At 36.5% G+C, this 19870-nt stretch carries 15 protein-coding genes; 3 read left to right on the top strand and 12 right to left on the bottom strand.

From position 1 onward, the window contains the following. Nucleotides 1-136 precede the first annotated feature (136 nt). Complete coding sequence (locus GQS55_RS15825; RefSeq protein ID WP_159821409.1) at nt 137-373, bottom strand: hypothetical protein; 237 nt, start codon at nt 371-373, stop codon at nt 137-139. Next, entirely contained in the window at nt 370-606 is a 237-nt protein-coding gene (locus GQS55_RS15820) for a DUF4124 domain-containing protein (RefSeq protein WP_159821408.1), read from the bottom strand. The genes GQS55_RS15825 and GQS55_RS15820 overlap by 4 nt, the downstream gene beginning before the upstream one ends. 95 nt (nt 607-701) lie before the next feature. Between GQS55_RS15820 and GQS55_RS15815 the strand changes: the two genes are divergently transcribed. Both GQS55_RS15815 and GQS55_RS15810 read left to right on the top strand, forming a co-directional pair. After that, the gene (locus GQS55_RS15815) at nt 702-1502 is read left to right on the top strand and encodes a substrate-binding periplasmic protein (RefSeq protein ID WP_159821407.1); all 801 of its coding nucleotides are present in this window, start codon (nt 702-704) and stop codon (nt 1500-1502) included. Nucleotides 1503-1513: 11 nt separating this feature from the next. After that, nucleotides 1514-1990, top strand: coding sequence for an ion channel (locus tag GQS55_RS15810; protein ID WP_236559670.1), 477 nt, complete (start codon nt 1514-1516; stop codon nt 1988-1990). A 100-nt stretch (nt 1991-2090) separates the two neighbouring features. Here GQS55_RS15810 and trhO read toward each other — a convergent pair whose 3' ends face one another. Continuing rightward, a complete protein-coding gene (gene trhO / locus GQS55_RS15805; RefSeq protein WP_159821406.1) occupies nt 2091-3119 on the bottom strand; it encodes an oxygen-dependent tRNA uridine(34) hydroxylase TrhO in 1029 nt (342 codons plus the stop codon). 509 nt (nt 3120-3628) lie between these two features. Here trhO and GQS55_RS15800 point away from each other — a divergent pair. Beyond that, on the top strand, nt 3629-6436 hold the full coding sequence (locus GQS55_RS15800; RefSeq protein ID WP_159821405.1) for a bifunctional aconitate hydratase 2/2-methylisocitrate dehydratase: 2808 nt from the start codon (nt 3629-3631) through the stop codon (nt 6434-6436). Nucleotides 6437-6542: 106 nt separating this feature from the next. On the opposite strand, the gene GQS55_RS15795 is transcribed toward GQS55_RS15800, so the two are convergent. The 9 genes from GQS55_RS15795 to ampD all read right to left on the bottom strand — a co-directional run bounded on the left by GQS55_RS15795 (nt 6543) and on the right by ampD (nt 19827). Further along, nucleotides 6543-6914, bottom strand: coding sequence for a hypothetical protein (locus tag GQS55_RS15795; protein WP_159821404.1), 372 nt, complete (start codon nt 6912-6914; stop codon nt 6543-6545). A gap of 191 nt (nt 6915-7105) precedes the next feature. Beyond that, nucleotides 7106-9820, bottom strand: a complete 2715-nt coding sequence (gene pepN, locus GQS55_RS15790) for an aminopeptidase N (protein ID WP_236559669.1) — start codon at nt 9818-9820, stop codon at nt 7106-7108. A gap of 269 nt (nt 9821-10089) precedes the next feature. After that, nucleotides 10090-10569, bottom strand: coding sequence for a YHS domain-containing (seleno)protein (locus tag GQS55_RS15785; RefSeq protein ID WP_159821402.1), 480 nt, complete (start codon nt 10567-10569; stop codon nt 10090-10092). 397 nt (nt 10570-10966) lie between these two features. Then, a complete protein-coding gene (gene lpdA, locus GQS55_RS15780) occupies nt 10967-12397 on the bottom strand; it encodes a dihydrolipoyl dehydrogenase (protein ID WP_159821401.1) in 1431 nt (476 codons plus the stop codon). Between the two features lie 131 nt (nt 12398-12528). Continuing rightward, nucleotides 12529-14205: a dihydrolipoyllysine-residue acetyltransferase gene (gene aceF, locus GQS55_RS15775; protein WP_201294524.1), complete on the bottom strand. Its 1677-nt coding sequence runs from the start codon at nt 14203-14205 to the stop codon at nt 12529-12531. 25 nt (nt 14206-14230) lie between these two features. Continuing rightward, nucleotides 14231-16912, bottom strand: coding sequence for a pyruvate dehydrogenase (acetyl-transferring), homodimeric type (aceE, locus tag GQS55_RS15770; RefSeq protein ID WP_159821400.1), 2682 nt, complete (start codon nt 16910-16912; stop codon nt 14231-14233). A 98-nt stretch (nt 16913-17010) separates the two neighbouring features. Further along, complete coding sequence (gene pdhR / locus GQS55_RS15765; protein ID WP_159821399.1) at nt 17011-17757, bottom strand: pyruvate dehydrogenase complex transcriptional repressor PdhR; 747 nt, start codon at nt 17755-17757, stop codon at nt 17011-17013. A 352-nt stretch (nt 17758-18109) separates the two neighbouring features. Next, nucleotides 18110-19060, bottom strand: a complete 951-nt coding sequence (gene ampE, locus GQS55_RS15760; protein ID WP_159821398.1) for a beta-lactamase regulator AmpE — start codon at nt 19058-19060, stop codon at nt 18110-18112. Nucleotides 19061-19212: 152 nt separating this feature from the next. Further along, nucleotides 19213-19827 (bottom strand): 1,6-anhydro-N-acetylmuramyl-L-alanine amidase AmpD, encoded by a 615-nt coding sequence (gene ampD, locus GQS55_RS15755; protein WP_159821397.1) that lies wholly within the window; start codon nt 19825-19827, stop codon nt 19213-19215. Between the last annotated feature and the right edge of the window lie 43 nt (nt 19828-19870).

The following is a 19870-nucleotide window of genomic DNA, read 5'->3' as shown; positions in this document are numbered from 1 at the left end:
GAGTGCTGAGTTTCATTAAATTATTGAGCCTGTAATAGACTTTATTGCGGGCTCAGTTTTTTAACTAATGCTTTTTTACTAATGTGTATTTATCTATTGCGTATTTAATTCAAGCTCAAGCCCAAGTTAAGGTTATTTATTCTTTTATCTTATCAGGTTTACAGTACAAGCTGATATTCTCTTGACTGAGTGTAAGCTGTGCTTTCTTTTCTTTATCAGACAGTGCTTTATTTTTTCCATTAGCGTCGACTATCATCACTGTATCTAGCGTACTCAACATTTTTTCATTAAGCTGAGCTGATTGACAATTTTGTTCTGCTATCTTTTCATTTTTAGCTAACATTTCTCTTTTACTTTTCTCGAATTGACTCATTTGGGTATCTGATGTTGTTTTTTCGTCTTATTTTCAGGGGCTATTTCTTTAGTTTTATATGAAGAGTTAGCTGTTAATTCAGAGTAATGACTATCTTTAGGTTGATTTTGGCTAAAATGAACCACATTGTTTTCGTCTACCCAACGGTAGATGGGGATATCCTTTGCTAAGACACTCGAGCTAACAAAAGTAATAAAACTCAATATGATAAAGGCTAGACTAATAAGAGGCATAATATTCCTTTGATACTAATAAGTTATAGAGTTAGTATAAGAGTATTACACTGCTAAATTCAATGCAATCGAGGCTTAAAAGTATTTAAGAATACATGCGTTATAATCATGAATACTTGTTTCTTTATTGCTTTATAATAATTATGAAATATATACCTAAACTACTTATACTTTTATTATTTTATAGTTCTTGGGCGTTAGCTCATAAAAAAGATATTAAAATAGCGACTGTGCAAGGGCTTCCTTTCTCAGACATTATTGATAATGAATTTGTTGGCCCTAATATAGAAATATCGACATTATTGGCAGAATCTATTAACCTTAAACCGACTTTTATTCCTTGTCCTTTTGCGCGTTGTTTGAGTATGGTTCAACAAGGGGAGGCGGATATGATATTGTCCCTTAAGAAATTACCAGAGCGTGAAAATGACTTAATATTTCTTCATCCTTCTTATATGACGCAGCATGATCCCTTACGTTTTTTCACCTTAGCTTCCAGAAAAATAACAATAAATGATTTTGTTGATCTCAATGACTTAATTGTCGGTACACTTAGGGGGGCTCGCTACTTTGATGCATTTGATCAGAATAAAACAATAACAAAAGTTGAATTAACCTCTCATAAACAGTTAGTTCAAATGCTTTTACATAATAGGATTGATGCTTTTATAGATCGAGAGAATTCTATTTTAGCATTTTCATCTTTAGAGAATGTTCAACAAAAATTTTCACTAGCAAACTATCAACATAATACCGCCATTAACGCTTATATTGCTATTTCAAAGCATTCAAATATTAAACACTATGAAGAGCGCTTATCAAAAGCACTACAAAAATTAATCACCAATAACACAATAAATAATATTTTAATGAATGTAACAAACCAACAAAAATAATAGAGTGAATTATGATTGTATTACAAAGTGCCATGGAAAAAAGCCAACTTTATAAAGTGGACGAGTTTGGTGTTAAGAACTATAACTATGGAATATTGGGATCTCTTTCCTTAATTGTTTTTTGTGTATTAAATATTAGCTTAGGATATGTTGCGTTTTTAGCTGAAACAAGTGTTTTAGGTTCGCCGGTAAAAACCTATGCTGATGCATTTTGGTTGATGTTAATGTCTTCTACTACCATCGGTTTTGGTGATGTATACCCTATTACTTTTATTGGTAGGGCCGCCGTTTTTATTATGTTTATTCTAGGTGTGGGTATATTGGGCGGAGTAGGTGCTATTTTTGCTAATAAGTTACTTGGCTTTGCCGATACTAGCATTAAAAACAGAGAGTTAAGAAAGCAAAATGCAGATATATATGTACAAAATCTGGCTATTTACAAAAAACTTGAGGAACTTGAAAAAAAGCTAGAGTCGTTATCAAAGTAATGTTTACTTTAAATGTTTCAGGGCAGATGGCTAAGTAAAGTTAAAAGCCTCAATGGATGAGGCTAAGTTATTCAGCTGTTTACACGCCTATTTCTTTATCTTATTTCTTTGATTGATCTTGTTTCTTATTTGACTTTGCTTGACGGCGTTCTTCAATTATCGATTGTATTTCACCACCAATATGACTTTCACCACGGGCTTCCGCTAATGAAATTTGACGCTGACGTTCAGCGTAACGATTACGCTGCTCTTCCGTTACTTTATCGTGACAACGGTGGCAACTAACGCCTTTAACATAATGCTCACTTTGTTTTTCATCTTCTGTTAACGGAAAACGACAAGCAAAGCATTGATCATATTGACCTTGTTCTAAATCATGATTAACAGCAACACGGCCGTCAAATACAAAACATTCACCTTCCCACATTGTTTCAGTGCTAGGTACTTCTTCAAGGTATTTTAAAATACCGCCCTCAAGATGATAAACCTCTTCAAAGCCTTGTTCTTTTAAATAAGCTGTCGACTTTTCACAACGAATACCACCAGTACAATACATGGCTACTTTTTTGTGTTTATTTTTATCGAGATTTTTTTCTACGTATTCAGGAAACTCACGAAAGGTTTCAGTGTTCGGGTTAACTGCTCCCTTAAAAGTACCTATCTCTACCTCGTAATCATTACGAGTATCTACTAATAAAACCTCTGGATCAGAAATTAAGGCGTTCCAATCTTTTGGTTTGACGTAAGTACCCACTACTTGATTAGGGTCAATTCCCTCAACACCCATAGTAACAATTTCTTTTTTTAATTTTACTTTAGTACGGTGAAAAGGGTTTTCTTCACTGTAAGACTCTTTATGAGAAATATTATCTAAGCCAGGTTGTTCATCGAGAAAAGCTAATACCGTATCAATACCTGCTTGTGGTCCTGCAATTGTGCCATTAATGCCTTCTGCGGCTAATAATAATGTTCCTCTGACATTAACACTGGTCATTTTATTTGATAACGGTTCGCGTAATGCTTCAAATGCGTCTAAACGAACAAATTTATATAATGCACAAATAGTAATTGTTGATGAGGTTTGTTTTACGGTTACAGGTGTCGATAATTCTTTATTTGATGAACTCATATGTACTCCATTGAACTAGCTGGAACGTAAATCCAGTGCTATAGATTGAAAGATTAATCCAAAAATTGTGTCACTTATATTTGGGGTGCATATTCTAACAGGAGGAGAATAGACAAGTCTATTTTCTCTTGTGTTTGGTGTTAGTTTCGCTCTAAGCCTATTGTGCAGAAATAGTAGGTTAGTTAAATAAGTTGTATGAATGGTAAAAGATAAAGCAATATCTAGTGACAAAGTGCACTCTCCTTTTAGTAAAGAAGTGTGTTTTCGTCGTTAATTTATATAGACAATAGTGTTTTAGTACCTAAAATATCCTTATTAAGGTGTATTGCAATGTAATAGGTAATCTAATAGAACTACTATAACTAATACTTCTAACTCCTATAACTTACATGAATAATCCTTATTTAAGCAAGTGATTAGTAGTGAGTCAAAAACATGCTAAAATAGATAAAATATTTATCTTGCTGATAACAATGTTATTGGCGTTCCATAGCTAGAGAGTGAATCAAATGAGCCTGTACTTAGAATATATAGCAGAAATTGAAAGTCGTAAAAAGGAATTAGGATTAGCGCCTAAACCAATTGATGGTGCTGAGTTATTAGCTGAAATTATTGAACAAATTAAAGATGAAGGAAATGAGTACCGCGCAGACTCTCTTAACTTCTTCATCTATAACACATTGCCAGGCACAACAAGTGCTGCAGGTGAAAAAGCTGCGTTTTTGAAAAAAATCATTCTTGGTGAAGCTTCTGTTCCTGAGATATCAACTGAATTCGCGTTTGAATTACTTTCACATATGAAAGGTGGTCCTTCAATTGAAGTATTACTTGATCTTGCATTAGGTGACGATACAGGCTTAGCTACTCAAGCCTCAGACGTATTAAAAACACAAGTGTTTTTATATGAAGCTGATACAGCTCGTCTTGACGCTGCTTTTAAAGCAGGAAACAGTATTGCTAAAGGTATTTTAGAAAGCTACGCAAAAGCTGAATTTTTCACTAAATTACCAGATATTGCTGAAAAAATTGATGTAGTTAGTTATATTGCTGGTGAAGGTGATATCTCAACTGATTTATTATCGCCAGGTCATCAATCTCACTCTCGTGCCGATCGTGAATTACACGGCCAGTGCATGAGTTCACCAGAAGCCCAAGCAGAAATAAAAGCATTACAAGTTCAGCATCCTGACATGCAAGTAATGTTGATTGCTGAAAAAGGCACTATGGGTGTAGGTTCATCTCGTATGTCTGGTGTGAATAACGTGGCACTTTGGACGGGTAAGAAAGCAAGTCCGTATGTTCCATTTATTAACATCGCACCGATTGTTGCTGGTACGAATGGTATTGCGCCAATCTTCCTTACAACGGTTGATGTAACTGGTGGTATTGGTCTTGACCTTAAAAATTGGGTTAAAAAAGTAGACGCAAGCGGTAATACTGTTGTTGATAAAAATGGCGATGCTGTATTAGAAGAAGCCTACTCAGTTGCTACAGGCACAGTGTTAACTATCGATACAAAAGCGAAGAAGCTATATAACGGTAATGAAGAGCTTTCTGATATATCATCAGCCTTTACACCACAAAAAGTGGAATTCATGAAAGCTGGCGGCTCATATGCGGTAACGTTCGGTAAAAAACTACAAACATTTGCAGCGGAAGCTTTAGGTGTTGAACCTTTAAATGTATATGCAGCGGCAAAAGAAATTTCAAATGAAGGTCAAGGCTTAACGGCTGTTGAGAAAATATTCAACCGTAATGCTGTTGGTGTTTTATCTGACTCACCACTACACGCAGGCTCAAATGTTCGTGTTAAAGTAAATATTGTTGGCTCGCAAGATACAACTGGCCCTATGACATGCCAGGAATTAGAAGCGATGGCTGCTTCTACTATTTCGCCACTTGTTGACGGTGCATTCCAATCAGGTTGTCACACAGCCTCTGTTTGGGATAGCAAAGCAAAAGCGAATACGCCTAAGTTAATGAGCTTTATGAACGCGTTTGGTTTAATCACAGCACGTGATCCTAAAGGTGTTTACCCGGCAATGACTGATGTTATTCACAAAGTATTGAATGATATCACTGTTGACGATCGCGCTATCATCATTGGTGGTGATTCTCATACGCGTATGTCTAAGGGTGTTGCCTTTGGTGCCGACTCAGGTACTGTAGCAATTGCATTAGCAACGGGTGAGTCAGCAATGCCAATCCCTGAGTCAGTGAAAGTGACGTTTAAAGGTCACATGAAAAAGCACATGGATTTCCGTGATGTTGTTCATTCAACACAAGCGCAAATGCTTAAGCAATTTGGTGGTGAAAACGTTTTCCAAGGCCGTGTAATTGAAGTACATATTGGTACCTTATTAGCTGACCAAGCGTTTACGTTTACTGATTGGTCTGCTGAGATGAAAGCAAAAGCGTCAATTTGTATTTCTCAAGACGAAACTTTGATCGGATCACTTGAATTAGCGAAAAGCCGTATTCAAATAATGATCGATAAAGGTATGGAAAACCCAGCGAAAACGCTTCATGGTTTAATTGCTTTAGCAGATAAACGCATTGATGAAGTTAAGTCAGGTACTACACCTGCATTAACGCCAGATGCAAATGCTAGCTACTTCGCAGAAGTTGTTGTTGATTTAGACTTAATTGACGAGCCAATGATTGCGGATCCTGATGTAAATAACGATGATGTATCTAAGCGTTATACGCACGACGTTATCCGTCCTGTTTCATATTACAGTGATAAGCCTGTTGATTTAGGTTTTGTTGGTTCTTGTATGGTTCATAAGGGTGATATGCAAATTATCGCGCAAATGTTCCGTAATATGGAAGCGCAAGGTACTAAGATTGAATTTAAAGCACCATTGGTTGTAGCGCCACCAACATACAACATCGTTGATGAGCTTAAAGCCGAAGGCGACTGGGCAATTCTTGAGAAGTACTCTGGTTTTGAATTCGACGATGCTAATCCTAAAGCATCTGCACGTACTAAGTATGAAAACATTATGTACTTAGAACGTCCTGGTTGTAACTTATGTATGGGTAACCAAGAGAAAGCTGAACCAGGTGATACTGTTATTGCTACATCAACTCGCTTGTTCCAAGGTCGTGTTGTAGCGGATACAGCAGAGAAGAAAGGTGAGTCACTACTTGGTTCTACACCATTAGTTGTGCTTTCTACTATGTTGGGTCGCTTCCCTACAATTGAAGAGTACAAAGCCGCGGTAGCCGGTATTCATTTAACAGACTTTGCTCCACCAGTTGAATCAATGACTACGCCAGGTACTTTTGCAGTTAAAATCGCAGATCCGAGCTAAGTTATAAGTTTACAACGACGTAAATCGAAATAAAAACGCCTTAACTTGTATAAGTTAAGGCGTTTTTTGTTTTATATGCTTTAAGTATTTAGATTAAATCAAGCAATTAATTTTTCTTTTTAATATCGAGTGGACACTCAAGTGTTGCAACTAAGTTTGATCTAATTAAATTAGGTGAAGCCTTTTTATAGTCAACACTTTCAACCCCTTTAATCATCGTTAGCTTATATCCATACCGCCCACAAATTGAATAACTTTTACGTAATAACAGAGCAGATAATTGTTGAAACTTTACTTTGTTATTTTGAATTATCTCAAGTTGATAGTTATTTACTGCTAATTCAGTTTGTATAAATTGTACCTGATGATCAAAGTCCCATTGAGGTGCATTTTGATATGCCTCGCTTGTTAAGCTAGTACAAGCAACAATGCTATTTAAAATAATAAGATAGAGTATTATTGATGTTACTTTTTTCATTTCTATATACTCCATGTAGTTCAGAAAAGTGCTTGGAAAGCAAAAAACAGAAAGTCGGTACTAAATTCGACACTAAAATTAGGTATTAAAATTCGGTACTAACAGAGTAAACAAGCTAGGTGTCCACTCTATTAGTATAGCGCGTTAACGTAATCTTGGGTTAACGCGCAATACATTAATACACAATTGGCTTAAAGCTTTATTGCATTTTTCATCATTAAACAACGTTTATCTTCTTGTTGTTTAATCAATAAACTACGTTTAGTACCTGACGATAAGCTTGTTAACTCTGCTACCGCTTTATTTAAGCGAGCAACACTTACTTCACTACAAGTTGTAGGGATTAACTGATTATAACTACGCATGAAAACAGGACCATTTTTTTCATCTATATCACTTAATGACTGAATACGTTGCTCTGCGCTTTGTTCGTTAAAGTTATTTTGTTCACTAGGGTAGAGTGCTGACATAGCTGTACGCAGTTTAGAAAACGCTATTTTACTCTCTTCTTGTTGAATATTAGCAAGCCACTCAGCCTTAACTTGACTATTCGGCGTAATAACACGTGCATACAATGCTGACTTTTCGCCGGTATCAGAGCTATCTAACGTTAATTCTTTCGTAATTAAGTCATTCGCTTTACTATATTTATAACGGCTCAACTGAGCAATGATGTCCCAACGTATATCTTGGTTAATCGTTAAGTTTTCTAGTGAATGTTGACCGGTTAATAATTTATATAAATTATCTAAAGCGGTTTCTGAATGTGCAAAGTTTAAGTAACTGCTAAACCAACGACGTTGCATATTTTTATCATCGCTGTTAGCTAAGGTACTATGCCAAGTGATTTCTTCTAGCTCTAATGCGACACTTTTTACATAATCATTTTGGCTGCCTAAGCCTTTATTTAGGTAAGCTTTAGCTGCCGATACTTGCCCTAATACTTGCCCTAACGTAGTGTAATCTTGTTCAAATGGTGCATTAGCTAAAGCAACAGTTAAATAGTCATTCAATGGTAATTTACCATCGCGTACACTGTCCCATAAACTTTGCCATAACATTGAACGTAAAAGAGGATCTTGAATCTGAGCTAAATAAAGTTTGGTCGTTTCAAATGAACGCTTATCCAAATTAACTTTTACAAATGCCCAATCTTGATAATTAGGATAAACTAAATCAGGACATGAAACGCCAATTAGCGCATTTACATCCGTTGTTTCACCTTGATAAATTACCGATATTTTCTTCGTTAAATTAAAGCCTGGGCTCGTTGTTTTAAATAGTGCTAACTGAACCTTTTGTTCACGTAACGTTGGCTGACTTTTATCGGCTGTTTGTAACAGTTTAAAAGAAGATATTTTACCTTGCTCACATTGGTATTTTGCTTCAATAGTATTTACACCCGCTTTATACAACCAGTCTTGCTGCCATTGACCTAAATCTTTACCACTAGCGTTGGCTAAGCTATCAAGAAAGTCTTCTAAGACAGCATTTTGATAAGCATTATTTTTTAAATAATTATGAATACCTTGTTGGAATGTTTTTTCACCCAATAAATAACGCAATTGGTTTAATACTGAAGCACCTTTTGAGTAGGTAATGGCATCAATATTATCAAAAGCGTTTGCGGTAGATGGAACGGGTACTTCAATAGGGTGAGTCGTTACTTGCTGATCGGCACGATAAGCACTTTGTTTACCACCGGCGTAGAAAGTACGCCATGCATTATCAAACTCAGTTGCTTCACTTGTTGCAAGTGTTGCCATAAAGGCTGCAAAACTTTCATTTAACCATAAACCATTCCACCATTTCATCGTGGCTAAATTACCAAACCATTGATGTGCCATTTCATGCATTATCACGTTGGCCAGTCGTTCTCGGCGACTTTGGCTCATTTCACCATTGGTCAAAAATGAACCTTCAGCAAAAGTAACGGCTGCTGAATTTTCCATTGCGCCATATAAGAAGTCAGGTACTAGTACTTGATCATACTTTTTGAAAGGGTAGTTTATGCCAAAATAATCATCGAAAAATTCAAAACCTTGTTTGGTATAGGTAAACCAATGCTTTGGTGTTATTTGTTTAGCAACAGACTGACGAGCAAATAAACGTAGTGGGTATTTACCACTGTTATCTTGCCACATGGTATATGGACCAGCGTGCATTGAAAAATTATAAGGACTTAGTGTTAAGCTTTTTGGGAAATGCCAAAGAGTTAAATCACCTTGTTGTGTGGTTGTCGCTTCTCTTGTCGCTGAAAAAACAGTCCAATCTTTGGGTGCAGATACGGTTAATTCAAATGTCGCCTTTAAATCAGGCTGATCGAATAGGGCAAACATTTGTTGAGCGGCTGCAGGCTCAAAGTGAGAATAAAGGTAAACCTTGTCGTCAACGGGGTCTTTAAAACGATGTAAGCCTTCACCATTCGTACTATGTTTACGTGTAAATTCGACCGTAACTGTATTTTTTCCTTGTTTTAGCGTTTTCGCTGGCAAGGTAATAAACCAACTGTTATAGCTTTTGAGCAATTGTTTACTTGTCATTTCTTTGCCGTTAATGACTATATTGTTAATTTTTGCTTCACTTAAATCTATCGTTAGTGGGGTACTATTATTCGATAAATCAAAGTTAATAGTAGAACTGGCTGAGAAGCTTTCTTCGCCAGTTAAGCTAAAGTTTAGTTTATAGTTAACATTGGAAACACGTTTTGAACGTTTAAATGCCTGTTCTTGGCTTAAGTACTTATCTTCTGCTCTAGGAGAAAAGCCTGCCGCTTTGTTTGATAGTTTGCTTGAAGCAGTCGTTTTGTTTTTTACTTGGTCAGTGACAGAGCAAGCACTTAGTAATAATGTGGCTATCAGTGTTGATGTAGCCAAAATAGATTTATTCAAGGTAATAAATTTCAAGAGGATTCTCATTGTGTTGGGAGTCATTACATTATAAAACAGAACGATAAGAGTAAAAAGACTCTTGCTAGTTTAGTAAATACATTGAGAGGTGATTTGTAAAGCAGGGGAAACAGCGAGTCTAATTAACACCCATGAACTCTGAGGTAGTTAGCTAGAGATAATTAGGCTTGAGGCATAATATTCGAGAAAATAAACTTCGCTTAAAAAGTAATAAAAAGCCATTATATTCATGTGAATTAATGGCTTTTTTAGTTTTTTAGGAGTAATTACTTTTGAATAAAACTATTTACATCAGTTTCTAAAGGATAATAGTGATCAGCATCTTTGATCATAGTTAATTTATCTTTTAGCCATTTCTCATTAATACTTTTACTGTAGTTTAAATAAAGCTTATTTTCATAAATATGAAAAGCATCAGGATCAATTCGGGCTGTACTTCCTTCATCAGCCATTGCATAAGCACACCAACCGCCATACTGCGGAGCATACTTCTCTGGCTCAGCTTCAAATAATGCTTTATTTTCTTTACTGTTAAAATACCAGTAAGCATCACGCCATTTAACTTTAAACGCTTTATCGCCTTCTACTGCTTTATTTTGAGTGAAATATGCCACTGTATCGTAACCATCAATAGCAACACTATTAAAGCGGCCAGTGTTAACTGCATCATCAACTGCGAAAGCTGAGAAACTGAAAAACATGATCATCATCATAGCCGCTTGAACTGATCTTTTAACTAAAGACATCTTGATATTCCTTACTAGTAAATAAATAACTACTTATAAGATAGGCTATTGAGTGTTTTTATTTCGCTAAATTCATATTTTTTATTTTAAAAAGAAAATTAAGTTACCTAATACCAGTTTCATACGTAGAAAAGATTGCCAAATACAAGGCGTTTATTTCAATAACTAGTTGTTCTAATTATTAAATAAATAACGATGTAGTTGGTGATTTTAGCCAGTAGAAATGATCACATAGTTAGTGATATTGGTATAAGTTCTGCTTTATTCGGTTTAATGTTGAGCGAGATTGGAATATTGAAATGTAATGAAGGCTATTTTTGAGGTAAAAAAATCCGATGTCCATGGGGACATCGGATTATAGTTTTGAAAGCGTTATTAAATAATTATTTGGAGATAATTATTTTTTCTTTTTAACAGCTTTAGCATTTGGTAAATCAGTGATTGAACCTTCAAAGATTTCTGCCGCTAAACCAATTGATTCGTTTAACGTTGGGTGAGCATGAATAGTTAAACCAACATCTTCTGCATCAGCGCCCATTTCTACGGCTAAACAAATTTCACCAAGCATTTCGCCGGCATTGATACCTACAATAGCACCACCTAAAACACGACCAGTTTCTTTTTCGAAAATCATCTTAGTTTTACCTTCAGTACGTGCTGAAGCGATAGCACGACCAGAAGCGGCCCATGGGAAATTAGCAACTTCAATATTTAAACCTTGCTCTTTTGCTTCACGTTCAGTTACACCAACCCAAGCCATTTCTGGATCAGTATAGGCAATTGAAGGGATACAACGAGGATCAAACTCATGTTTTTTGCCTGATATAACTTCAGCAGCACAATGCGCTTCATGTACAGCTTTATGCGCAAGCATAGGTTGTCCTACAACATCACCAACGGCGAAGATATGTGGAACATTCGTACGAAGTTCTTTAGATACATTGATAAAACCACGCTCATCAACATTTACGCCAGCCTTATCTGCGCCAACTAAGTGACCATTTGGCTTACGACCTACAGCAACTAAAATTTTGTCGTAACGAACTTGACCTTCAGGAGCATTCTTACCTTCAAAAGTAACGTATAAACCATCGTCTTTAGCTTCAACAGCAACAACTTTAGTAGACAACATGATGTTGAACTTGTTTTTGTTGTAGTTAGTGTAAATCTTAACAATGTCTTTATCAGCCGCTGGCACTAATTGATCAGCAAATTCAACAACACTTACATTAGAACCAAGAGCTGCATAAACAGTGCCCATTTCTAATCCAATAATACCGCCACCTAGTACTAACATCTCTCCAGGAATATCTTGAAGTTCAAGTGCTCCAGTAGAGTCGATAACGCGAGGGTCATCGTTAGGAATAAATGGTAAATCGATAACTGAAGAACCACAGGCAATAATAGCATTATCAAAAGTGATAGTTGTTTTACCGTCAGCACCTTCAACTTCAATTGTTTTATCTGATGTGAATTTACCTAAGCCAGTAACAGTATTAACTTTACGTGCTTTTGACATTCCGCCTAAACCACCCGTAAGTTGGCCGATAACATCTTCTTTCCAGCTACGAATTTTGTCTAAGTTAATTTCTGGCTTACCAAATGTTACACCGTGTGAAGCCATTGCAGCAGCATCATCAATAACTTTAGCCACATGTAATAATGCTTTAGATGGAATACAACCTACATTTAAGCATACGCCACCTAACGTTGAGCGGCTCTCAACTAATACAACATCTAAACCTAAATCTGCAGCGCGAAAAGCAGCAGAATAACCGCCAGGGCCACCACCTAAAATAACAACCTGAGTTTTTATCTCGTTACTCATACAATCCTCAATAAACTATGAAAGTTTTAATTTGTGTAAATATATTATACCAAGTTAATAATATTGGCATTAATAGCGAAATTCTACGCTTATCTGTTGAATTTCGCCAATATTAATTCAGAAAATTCTAACTAAAGTATTAATTTACGAATGTCAGACATTACACTGGCTAAATGCATGGTAAATCGAGCAGCAAGTGCACCATCAATTACGCGATGGTCATAAGACATAGATAATGGCAACATCAGCTTAGGTTCAAAATCTTTACCATTCCATTTCGGCTTCATTTCTGATTTCGACACACCTAAAATAGCAACTTCAGGTGCGTTAACGATTGGTGTAAATGCAGTACCACCAATACCACCAAGACTAGAGATAGTAAAACAACCACCTTGCATATCAGCTGCTTTCAATTTGCCATCACGTGCTTTCATGCTGATTTCAAGTAATTCACGAGATAATTGATGAATACCTTTTTGATCAACGTCACGCACTACTGGTACAACTAAACCATTAGGTGTATCAACTGCAACACCAATGTGGATGTATTTTTTCAAAATTAAGCTTTCACCATCTTCACTCAAGCTTGAGTTAAAGGTTGGGTATGTGCGCAATGCGTCAGCCACGGCTTTTAAAATAAACACTAAGGGAGTAATTTTAAAGCCTAACTTTTGCTTTTCACAAACAACATTTTGTTCTTTACGGAATGCTTCAACATTGGTGATGTCAGCTTCATCAAACTGAGTAACGTGAGGAATAGTAACCCAGTTACGATGTAAGAATGGACCTGATATTTTTTGAATGCGTGTTAATGCTTTCGTTTCAATTTCACCAAATTTTGAGAAATCGATAGCTTTAGCACTAACAACTTGTAATCCACCTTCACCGGCAGCGACAGAACTACCTGCATTAGCTTTCGGACGAGAAAGTTCATATTTAACGTAAGATTGAACATCTTCTTTTAAAATACGGCCTTTATTACCTGTGCCTTTAACCAAGGTTAAATCAACACCAAATTCACGGGCAATACGTCGAATAGAAGGAGAGGTATAAATAGTTCCTTTATTCACAACGCCTGACTGTGGGTGATGCGGTACAGGTGAGCTAGTTGGTGCTGTTGTTGGTGCAACTTTAGCTGGCGCTTCTTTAGGTGCGCTAGTTTCAGCAACAGGTGCTTCTACTACTGGCGCTTCAACGGAAGTACTGCCTGCAATTTCAAGTTTAATAACAAGTGAACCTTGTTTAACTTTATCGCCATTAGAAATGTAAACTTCTTTAACTGTACCTGCATGTGTTGAAGGTACATCCATTGTTGCTTTGTCAGTTTCGACAGTGATTAAACCGTCTTCTGCTTCAACAACATCACCTACACTTACTAATACATCTATTACATCAACTTCGCCGTCTTCACCTATATCAGGTACCGCTATATCAATAATTTCTGATGCACCTGACGATGCAGCAGCTGCTACTGGTGCTTCTTCAACCGCAGGCTCTTCAGCAGGTGCTTCAGGAGCCTGAGCTTCTTCAGTCGCTGGCGCTGGTTCACTTTCGGTTTCAGCGCTTTCTGATTCAGCACTTTCCATTTCGGCAATAATATCGCCTTCTTTAATTTTGTCACCAACGTTTACAGTTAAGCTAACAAGCTTACCTGCAAATGGGGCAGGGATATCCATAGAAGCTTTGTCAGTTTCAACGGTAATAATACCTTCATCAGCTTCGATTTTGTCGCCAACAGCAAAACAAATTTCGATAATTTCAACTTCGTCGCCACCTACATCAGGGACTAGAATTTTTTCAATAGACATTATATTTTCCTTCTCTAGTCACTAATTATGCGTAAAGTGGGTTAAGTTTTTCAGTGTTTATATCAAAGCGTTTAATCGCCTCTGAAACAACTGAGCTTTCAATATCACCACGGTTCGCTAATTCAAATAACGAAGCAACAACAACATATGCAGCACTTACTTCAAAATGCGTACGTAAGTTTGCACGGCTATCACTACGGCCAAAACCATCAGTACCTAAACAACGGTATTCAGTATCGATGTAAGCACGTACTTGGTCCGAATAATTTTTAATATAATCAGTTGCAGAAATTGCTGGACCTGCTTCTTTGGTAATTACTTGAGTGATGTAAGGTACACGTGGCTTACTTTCAGGGTGAAGCATATTCCAACGTGTTACATCTTGACCATCTCGGCCTAATTCATTGAATGACGTTACTGAGTAAACATCACTTGATATGTTGTAATCATTGGCAAGAATTTGCGCAGCTTCACGTACTTTTTCTAAAATAGTACCTGAACCTAATAATTGAACATTAGCAATTACTTTGCCTTTAGCTGGGGCAACTTGCTCAAGTTGATAAATACCTTTAATGATTTCTTCTTCAACAGTTTTACTTTCAGGCATTGCCGGATGTTGATAGTTTTCATTCATTAATGTTAAGTAGAAGAAGATATTTTCATTTTCTTCATACATACGACGTAAACCTTCACGCACGATAACCGCAATTTCATAACCGTATGTTGGATCGTAAGTTACACAGTTAGGGATTAAGCCTGCTTGAACGTGTGAATGACCATCTTGATGTTGAAGACCTTCACCGTTAAGTGTTGTTCTACCAGCAGTAGCACCTAATAAGAAACCACGCGCTTGGCTATCACCCGCTGCCCATGCTAAATCACCAACACGTTGGAAACCAAACATTGAGTAGTAAATGTAGAATGGAATAGTGGTCGCGTTACATGTTGAGTAAGAAGTACCCGCAGCAACCCAAGATGCCATAGCACCTAGTTCGTTTATGCCTTCTTGCAGTACTTGGCCTTTTTTATCTTCACGGTAATAAGCTACTTGATCAGCATCTTGTGGGATATATTTTTGACCTTCACTTGCATAGATACCTACTTGGCGGAATAAACCTTCCATACCAAAAGTACGTGCTTCATCAGGAATAATAGGAACAACACGTTTACCTATTTTCTTATCTTTTAATAAGCTGTTCAGTACACGTACAAACGTCATTGTTGACGATACTTGACGATCACCTGAGCCTTTTAATATCGGTTCAAAGATTTTAAGTGAAGGAATTTCAAGTTGTTCTTCTGCTTGTAAACGACGCGCTGGTAATGAACCACCTAGTGCTTCACGACGCGCTTTCATGTACTTAAATTCATCGCTATCTTCAGGGAATCTGTAGAAAGGTAAATCAGCAATCTCGTCATCACTTACCGGAATATTAAAACGGTCACGGTAATGTTTAATTGATTCAACGTCCATTTTCTTAACGTTATGCGCAATATTTAATGCTTCGCCTGAAGCACCTAAACCAAAACCTTTAACTGTTTTAGCTAAGATAACGGTTGGACGACCTTTAGTATTCATTGCTTTTTCGTAAGCTGCATACACTTTAACTGGGTCATGACCACCACGGTTTAAACGCCAAATGTCTTTATCAGACATGTTAGCAACCATCGCTTCTGTTTCTGGGTATTTGTTAAAGAATTTTTCGCGCGTATATTTACCGCCTTTTGCTTTACAGTTCTGATATTCACCATCAACGGTTTCATTCATTAATTGTAATAACTTACCTGATGTATCACGTGCAAGTAATGGATCCCAGTAGCTACCCCAAATAACTTTAACTACTTCCCAGCCAGCGCCACGGAATGTACCTTCAAGCTCTTGGATAATCTTTCCATTACCACGAACAGGACCATCTAAACGTTGTAAGTTACAGTTAATAACGAATGTTAAGTTGTCTAAACCTTCACGAGAGGCTAAACCAATAGCACCTAATGATTCTGGCTCATCAGTTTCGCCATCACCTAAGAAACAGTAAACACGTTGGCCAGAGCAATCTTTAATACCACGATCGGTAAGATATTTTAAGAAACGAGCAGTATAAATAGCTTGTAATGGACCAAGACCCATAGAAACCGTTGGGAACTGCCAAAAATCTTTCATTAAATGAGGGTGAGGGTATGAAGATAGACCTTCACCATCACATTCTTGACGGAAGTTGTTCATCTGTTCTTCAGTTAAACGACCTTCCATAAATGCACGAGAGTATATACCTGGAGAGATATGACCCTGAGCAAAAATAAAGTCACCACCATCTTTTTCTGAAGCGGCTTTGAAGAAATGGTTAAAACCTACATCATAAAGTGTAGAAGAAGAAGCAAAACTACCAATATGACCACCAAGCTCTAAATCTTTTTTAGAGGCACGTAATACTAGTACTAACGCATTCCAACGAATAGCAGCACGAATACGTGATTCTATTGTTTGATCCGCAGGCATATGAGGCTCTTGCCCAGGAGGAATAGTATTTACATAAGCTGTTGTTGCTTCAAAAGGTAAATGAGTACCACCGCGACGGGCACGTTCAATTAACGCTTCAAGTAAAAAGTGTGCGCGTTCTGGGCCTTCATTTTCTAATACTGATTCCATCGACTCTAACCACTCTTGGGTTTCTAATGAATCGATATCAATGTTTGGTAGATCTGACATATTGTGTTGTCTCCAATATTATTTGTTTATTTAATAATTTTTTACATATTTGGCATAGGCAATCTATGCATTTATCTACTTTAGCTTTAAAGCAGTGATTACATTCGCCTCATGGAACGTTCCATACGGCTGTGTTCGTGTGTTAGCTTTAGCAGAACTTCTTCAATAAAAGCAAGGTGACGGTGACTTGCACCCCAAGCTTTTTTTGGCTGCCCACTAGTAATAGCATCAAGTAAATTTCTTCTATAGTCTGTTATCTTACTAAAAATATCAGGACGTTTTGCTAACATTGTTAAATTTCGCTCTATGTTATCTACTAACAGTGCTGACATACTTCTAGCTGTATGTAATATCACGGCATTATGTGATGCCGTGCATATAGCAACATAAAACTCATAAACGGCATTAGCTTCTATACTATAGTCGTTCTCTAATTGACAATTCCCTATATTGTCGTGTTTGGCTTGTATATTCTCAAAGTCAGCGCTTGTTCCACGCATCGCAGCATAATAAGAAGCCATTCCTTCTATACCATGGCGAAACTCTAATAGATCAAATTGTGATTCATTATTTTCTGCCATCAAATCAAATAATGGATCAGAAAAAGACTTCATAATCGCTTTAGATACGAAGGTACCACCGCCTTGTTTACGTGTAACTAATCCTTTAGCTTCTAACTTTTGCACCGCTTCACGAAGTGAAGGTCTAGAAACATCGAACTTTTTTGCTAGCTCACGTTCAGGTAATAATTTTTCACCGGGTAGTAAACCACCCTCTAAAATCATGTTTTCTAGTTGCACTAAAATAATGTCAGATAGCTTTTTTTGTTTTAATGGCTGTTGCATTAAGTGTTAAACCTTAATAAATATCTCTTGGTAAATTGGTATTACCATTCGTTTTTATGTTAGTAAAATAACAAAGATGCCTGTTGTTTGCAATGTAATTTAGTTGAAGTTTGCCCGTAAAGCAAGAAAGATCACGTCGAAGTACGGAATAAAAAATAGAGTAAAAGCTCAAAACAATCGTTTGATTTTTGTGTCTTGAATATTGGTAATACCAATTAAAAAAAGAAATAAAGTAGGTTTTAACGAGAGGTGAAGTAGAATAATTTCAGAGAAGAGCATTTAGAAAAAGTATTTTTCTCTGAAATTAAATTTGATTAAATTATTGTTATTACAGTCGTAACTAACTAACTAACTAACTAACTATGCCTATTAATGTTAGTAAGGCTATAAGCGCTAACATTAGCAGAAGGTTTCGTTTTGCTAAACGCACTAGTAAGCAAGGCTCTGCTGTACAGTCACCATCTTCAAGCATTATATCTTCAGATTTTTGTGCTACATCAATAAGAACTTCATGAGTGAGCTTCTTTGTATCAAACAAACTTTCTAGCCACATCGGAAAGGCTTTTGAAAAATGACCGACGAACATGTAGCCAAATGAAGTAATCCGCACTGGTAACCAATCAATATAAAAAAGAATTTTGTGATAATTATTACAGCTTAGTACTGGCTCATTTTTAATACCCTCATCGAAGGAGCTTTCTATTGATGAATCTGTAGTTTCTTCAACAACCTCTTGTACTTCGTTATTTTTAATCTCAGCCGTTTCATTTTCTGTTTTTTTATTCAAGGTACAGCCATTCTCTTGCTCTATAACTGTCGTTAATAAACGATAGAATACCGCGCCGGCGGCACCGAAAAAAATGAAAAAAATCATAATGGCAATATAATAACGATAATTTAACCAAATAAGTGCTTGCCCAAAGCCAACAGCAGGTAGGTTTTTATCTTCCAATAATTGCTGATGATGTAAATTAGAGGTGGTGTCATCACCTTTAAAAGCGGCAAGTAAATATTGTTTGTAGCTGTTTCTTGTTTTGGAACAACCCAAGGTGACAATAAGAATTAAGGTTGAAATGATTAAGTGTAATAACCCGTTATCTACTATTGCTAAAACGCCATAAATAATAACGACAGGTACTAACAAAAACAGGGTATAACGAATACTCGTCGCTTTAATACGGGATAAAACGCCGTTATTTTGGAAAAAACTTATATATTTTTGATAGTAGAAATCGAAGCGCCATATGGATGAAGAAAGTGTTTTTTCAGCCATTAAGGCGATTAGTAAACTTAGTAAACTCATGTGTAACCTTATTTATTAATAAATAGAATCCATTTTCCGCAAGGATCAATTAATTATATGTATTGATTAACGTCAATACGGTACTTTTCTGTTTGATAAAATCCAGTGATTTAAAGCATAGTTGTATTTTTTATTGCGATAAATTAAAAGGATTATTCGCTAACTTTTCGTTGTTGTAAACACTGATGAAAATAGGCCCAATCAAATGCTGGCCCAGGATCTGTTTTTCTGCCATTAGCAATATCACAATGTCCGGCAATATTTTTATTACTAACAAGTGGGTAGTTTTTTTGTATCATCACCGTTAATGCTACTAATGCTTGGTATTGTGCTTCTTCATAAGGTATATCATCCGTACCTTCAAGCTCAATACCGATAGAAAAGTCATTACACTTTTCTATGCCATTAAAATTAGATACGCCCGCATGCCATGCTTTATCATCAAAAGATACATACTGAATAATACTGCCATCACGCTTAACCAAGCAATGGGCAGATACTTGTAATTCAGCTATATCAGCAAAGCTAGGGTGAGCATTTGCATCTATTTTTCCAAGAAAGAGCTCAGTTATATAATTATTGCCAAACTCGCCTGCAGGTAAGGATATATTGTGAACGACCAGTAACGAAACAGGCACATCTTGACATCTAGGCGTGAAAAAAGGCGACCTCTGTTGAGGCATATCTGATAGCCAACCATCTTCTATGTTGTAGTTTGGTCGCAAATTATTACGCTTTATCACTTTTTTCTGTTTGCTTAACGACATACAATAACTTTTATTTTAACGCTTATGTGAGAATTTCTTTATT

This window comes from Colwellia sp. 20A7 (genome assembly GCF_009832865.1).
Lineage (GTDB): Bacteria > Pseudomonadota > Gammaproteobacteria > Enterobacterales > Alteromonadaceae > Colwellia.
Note: the sequence above shows the minus strand (reverse complement) of the source record. Positions and strands in the feature narration are given on the sequence as shown.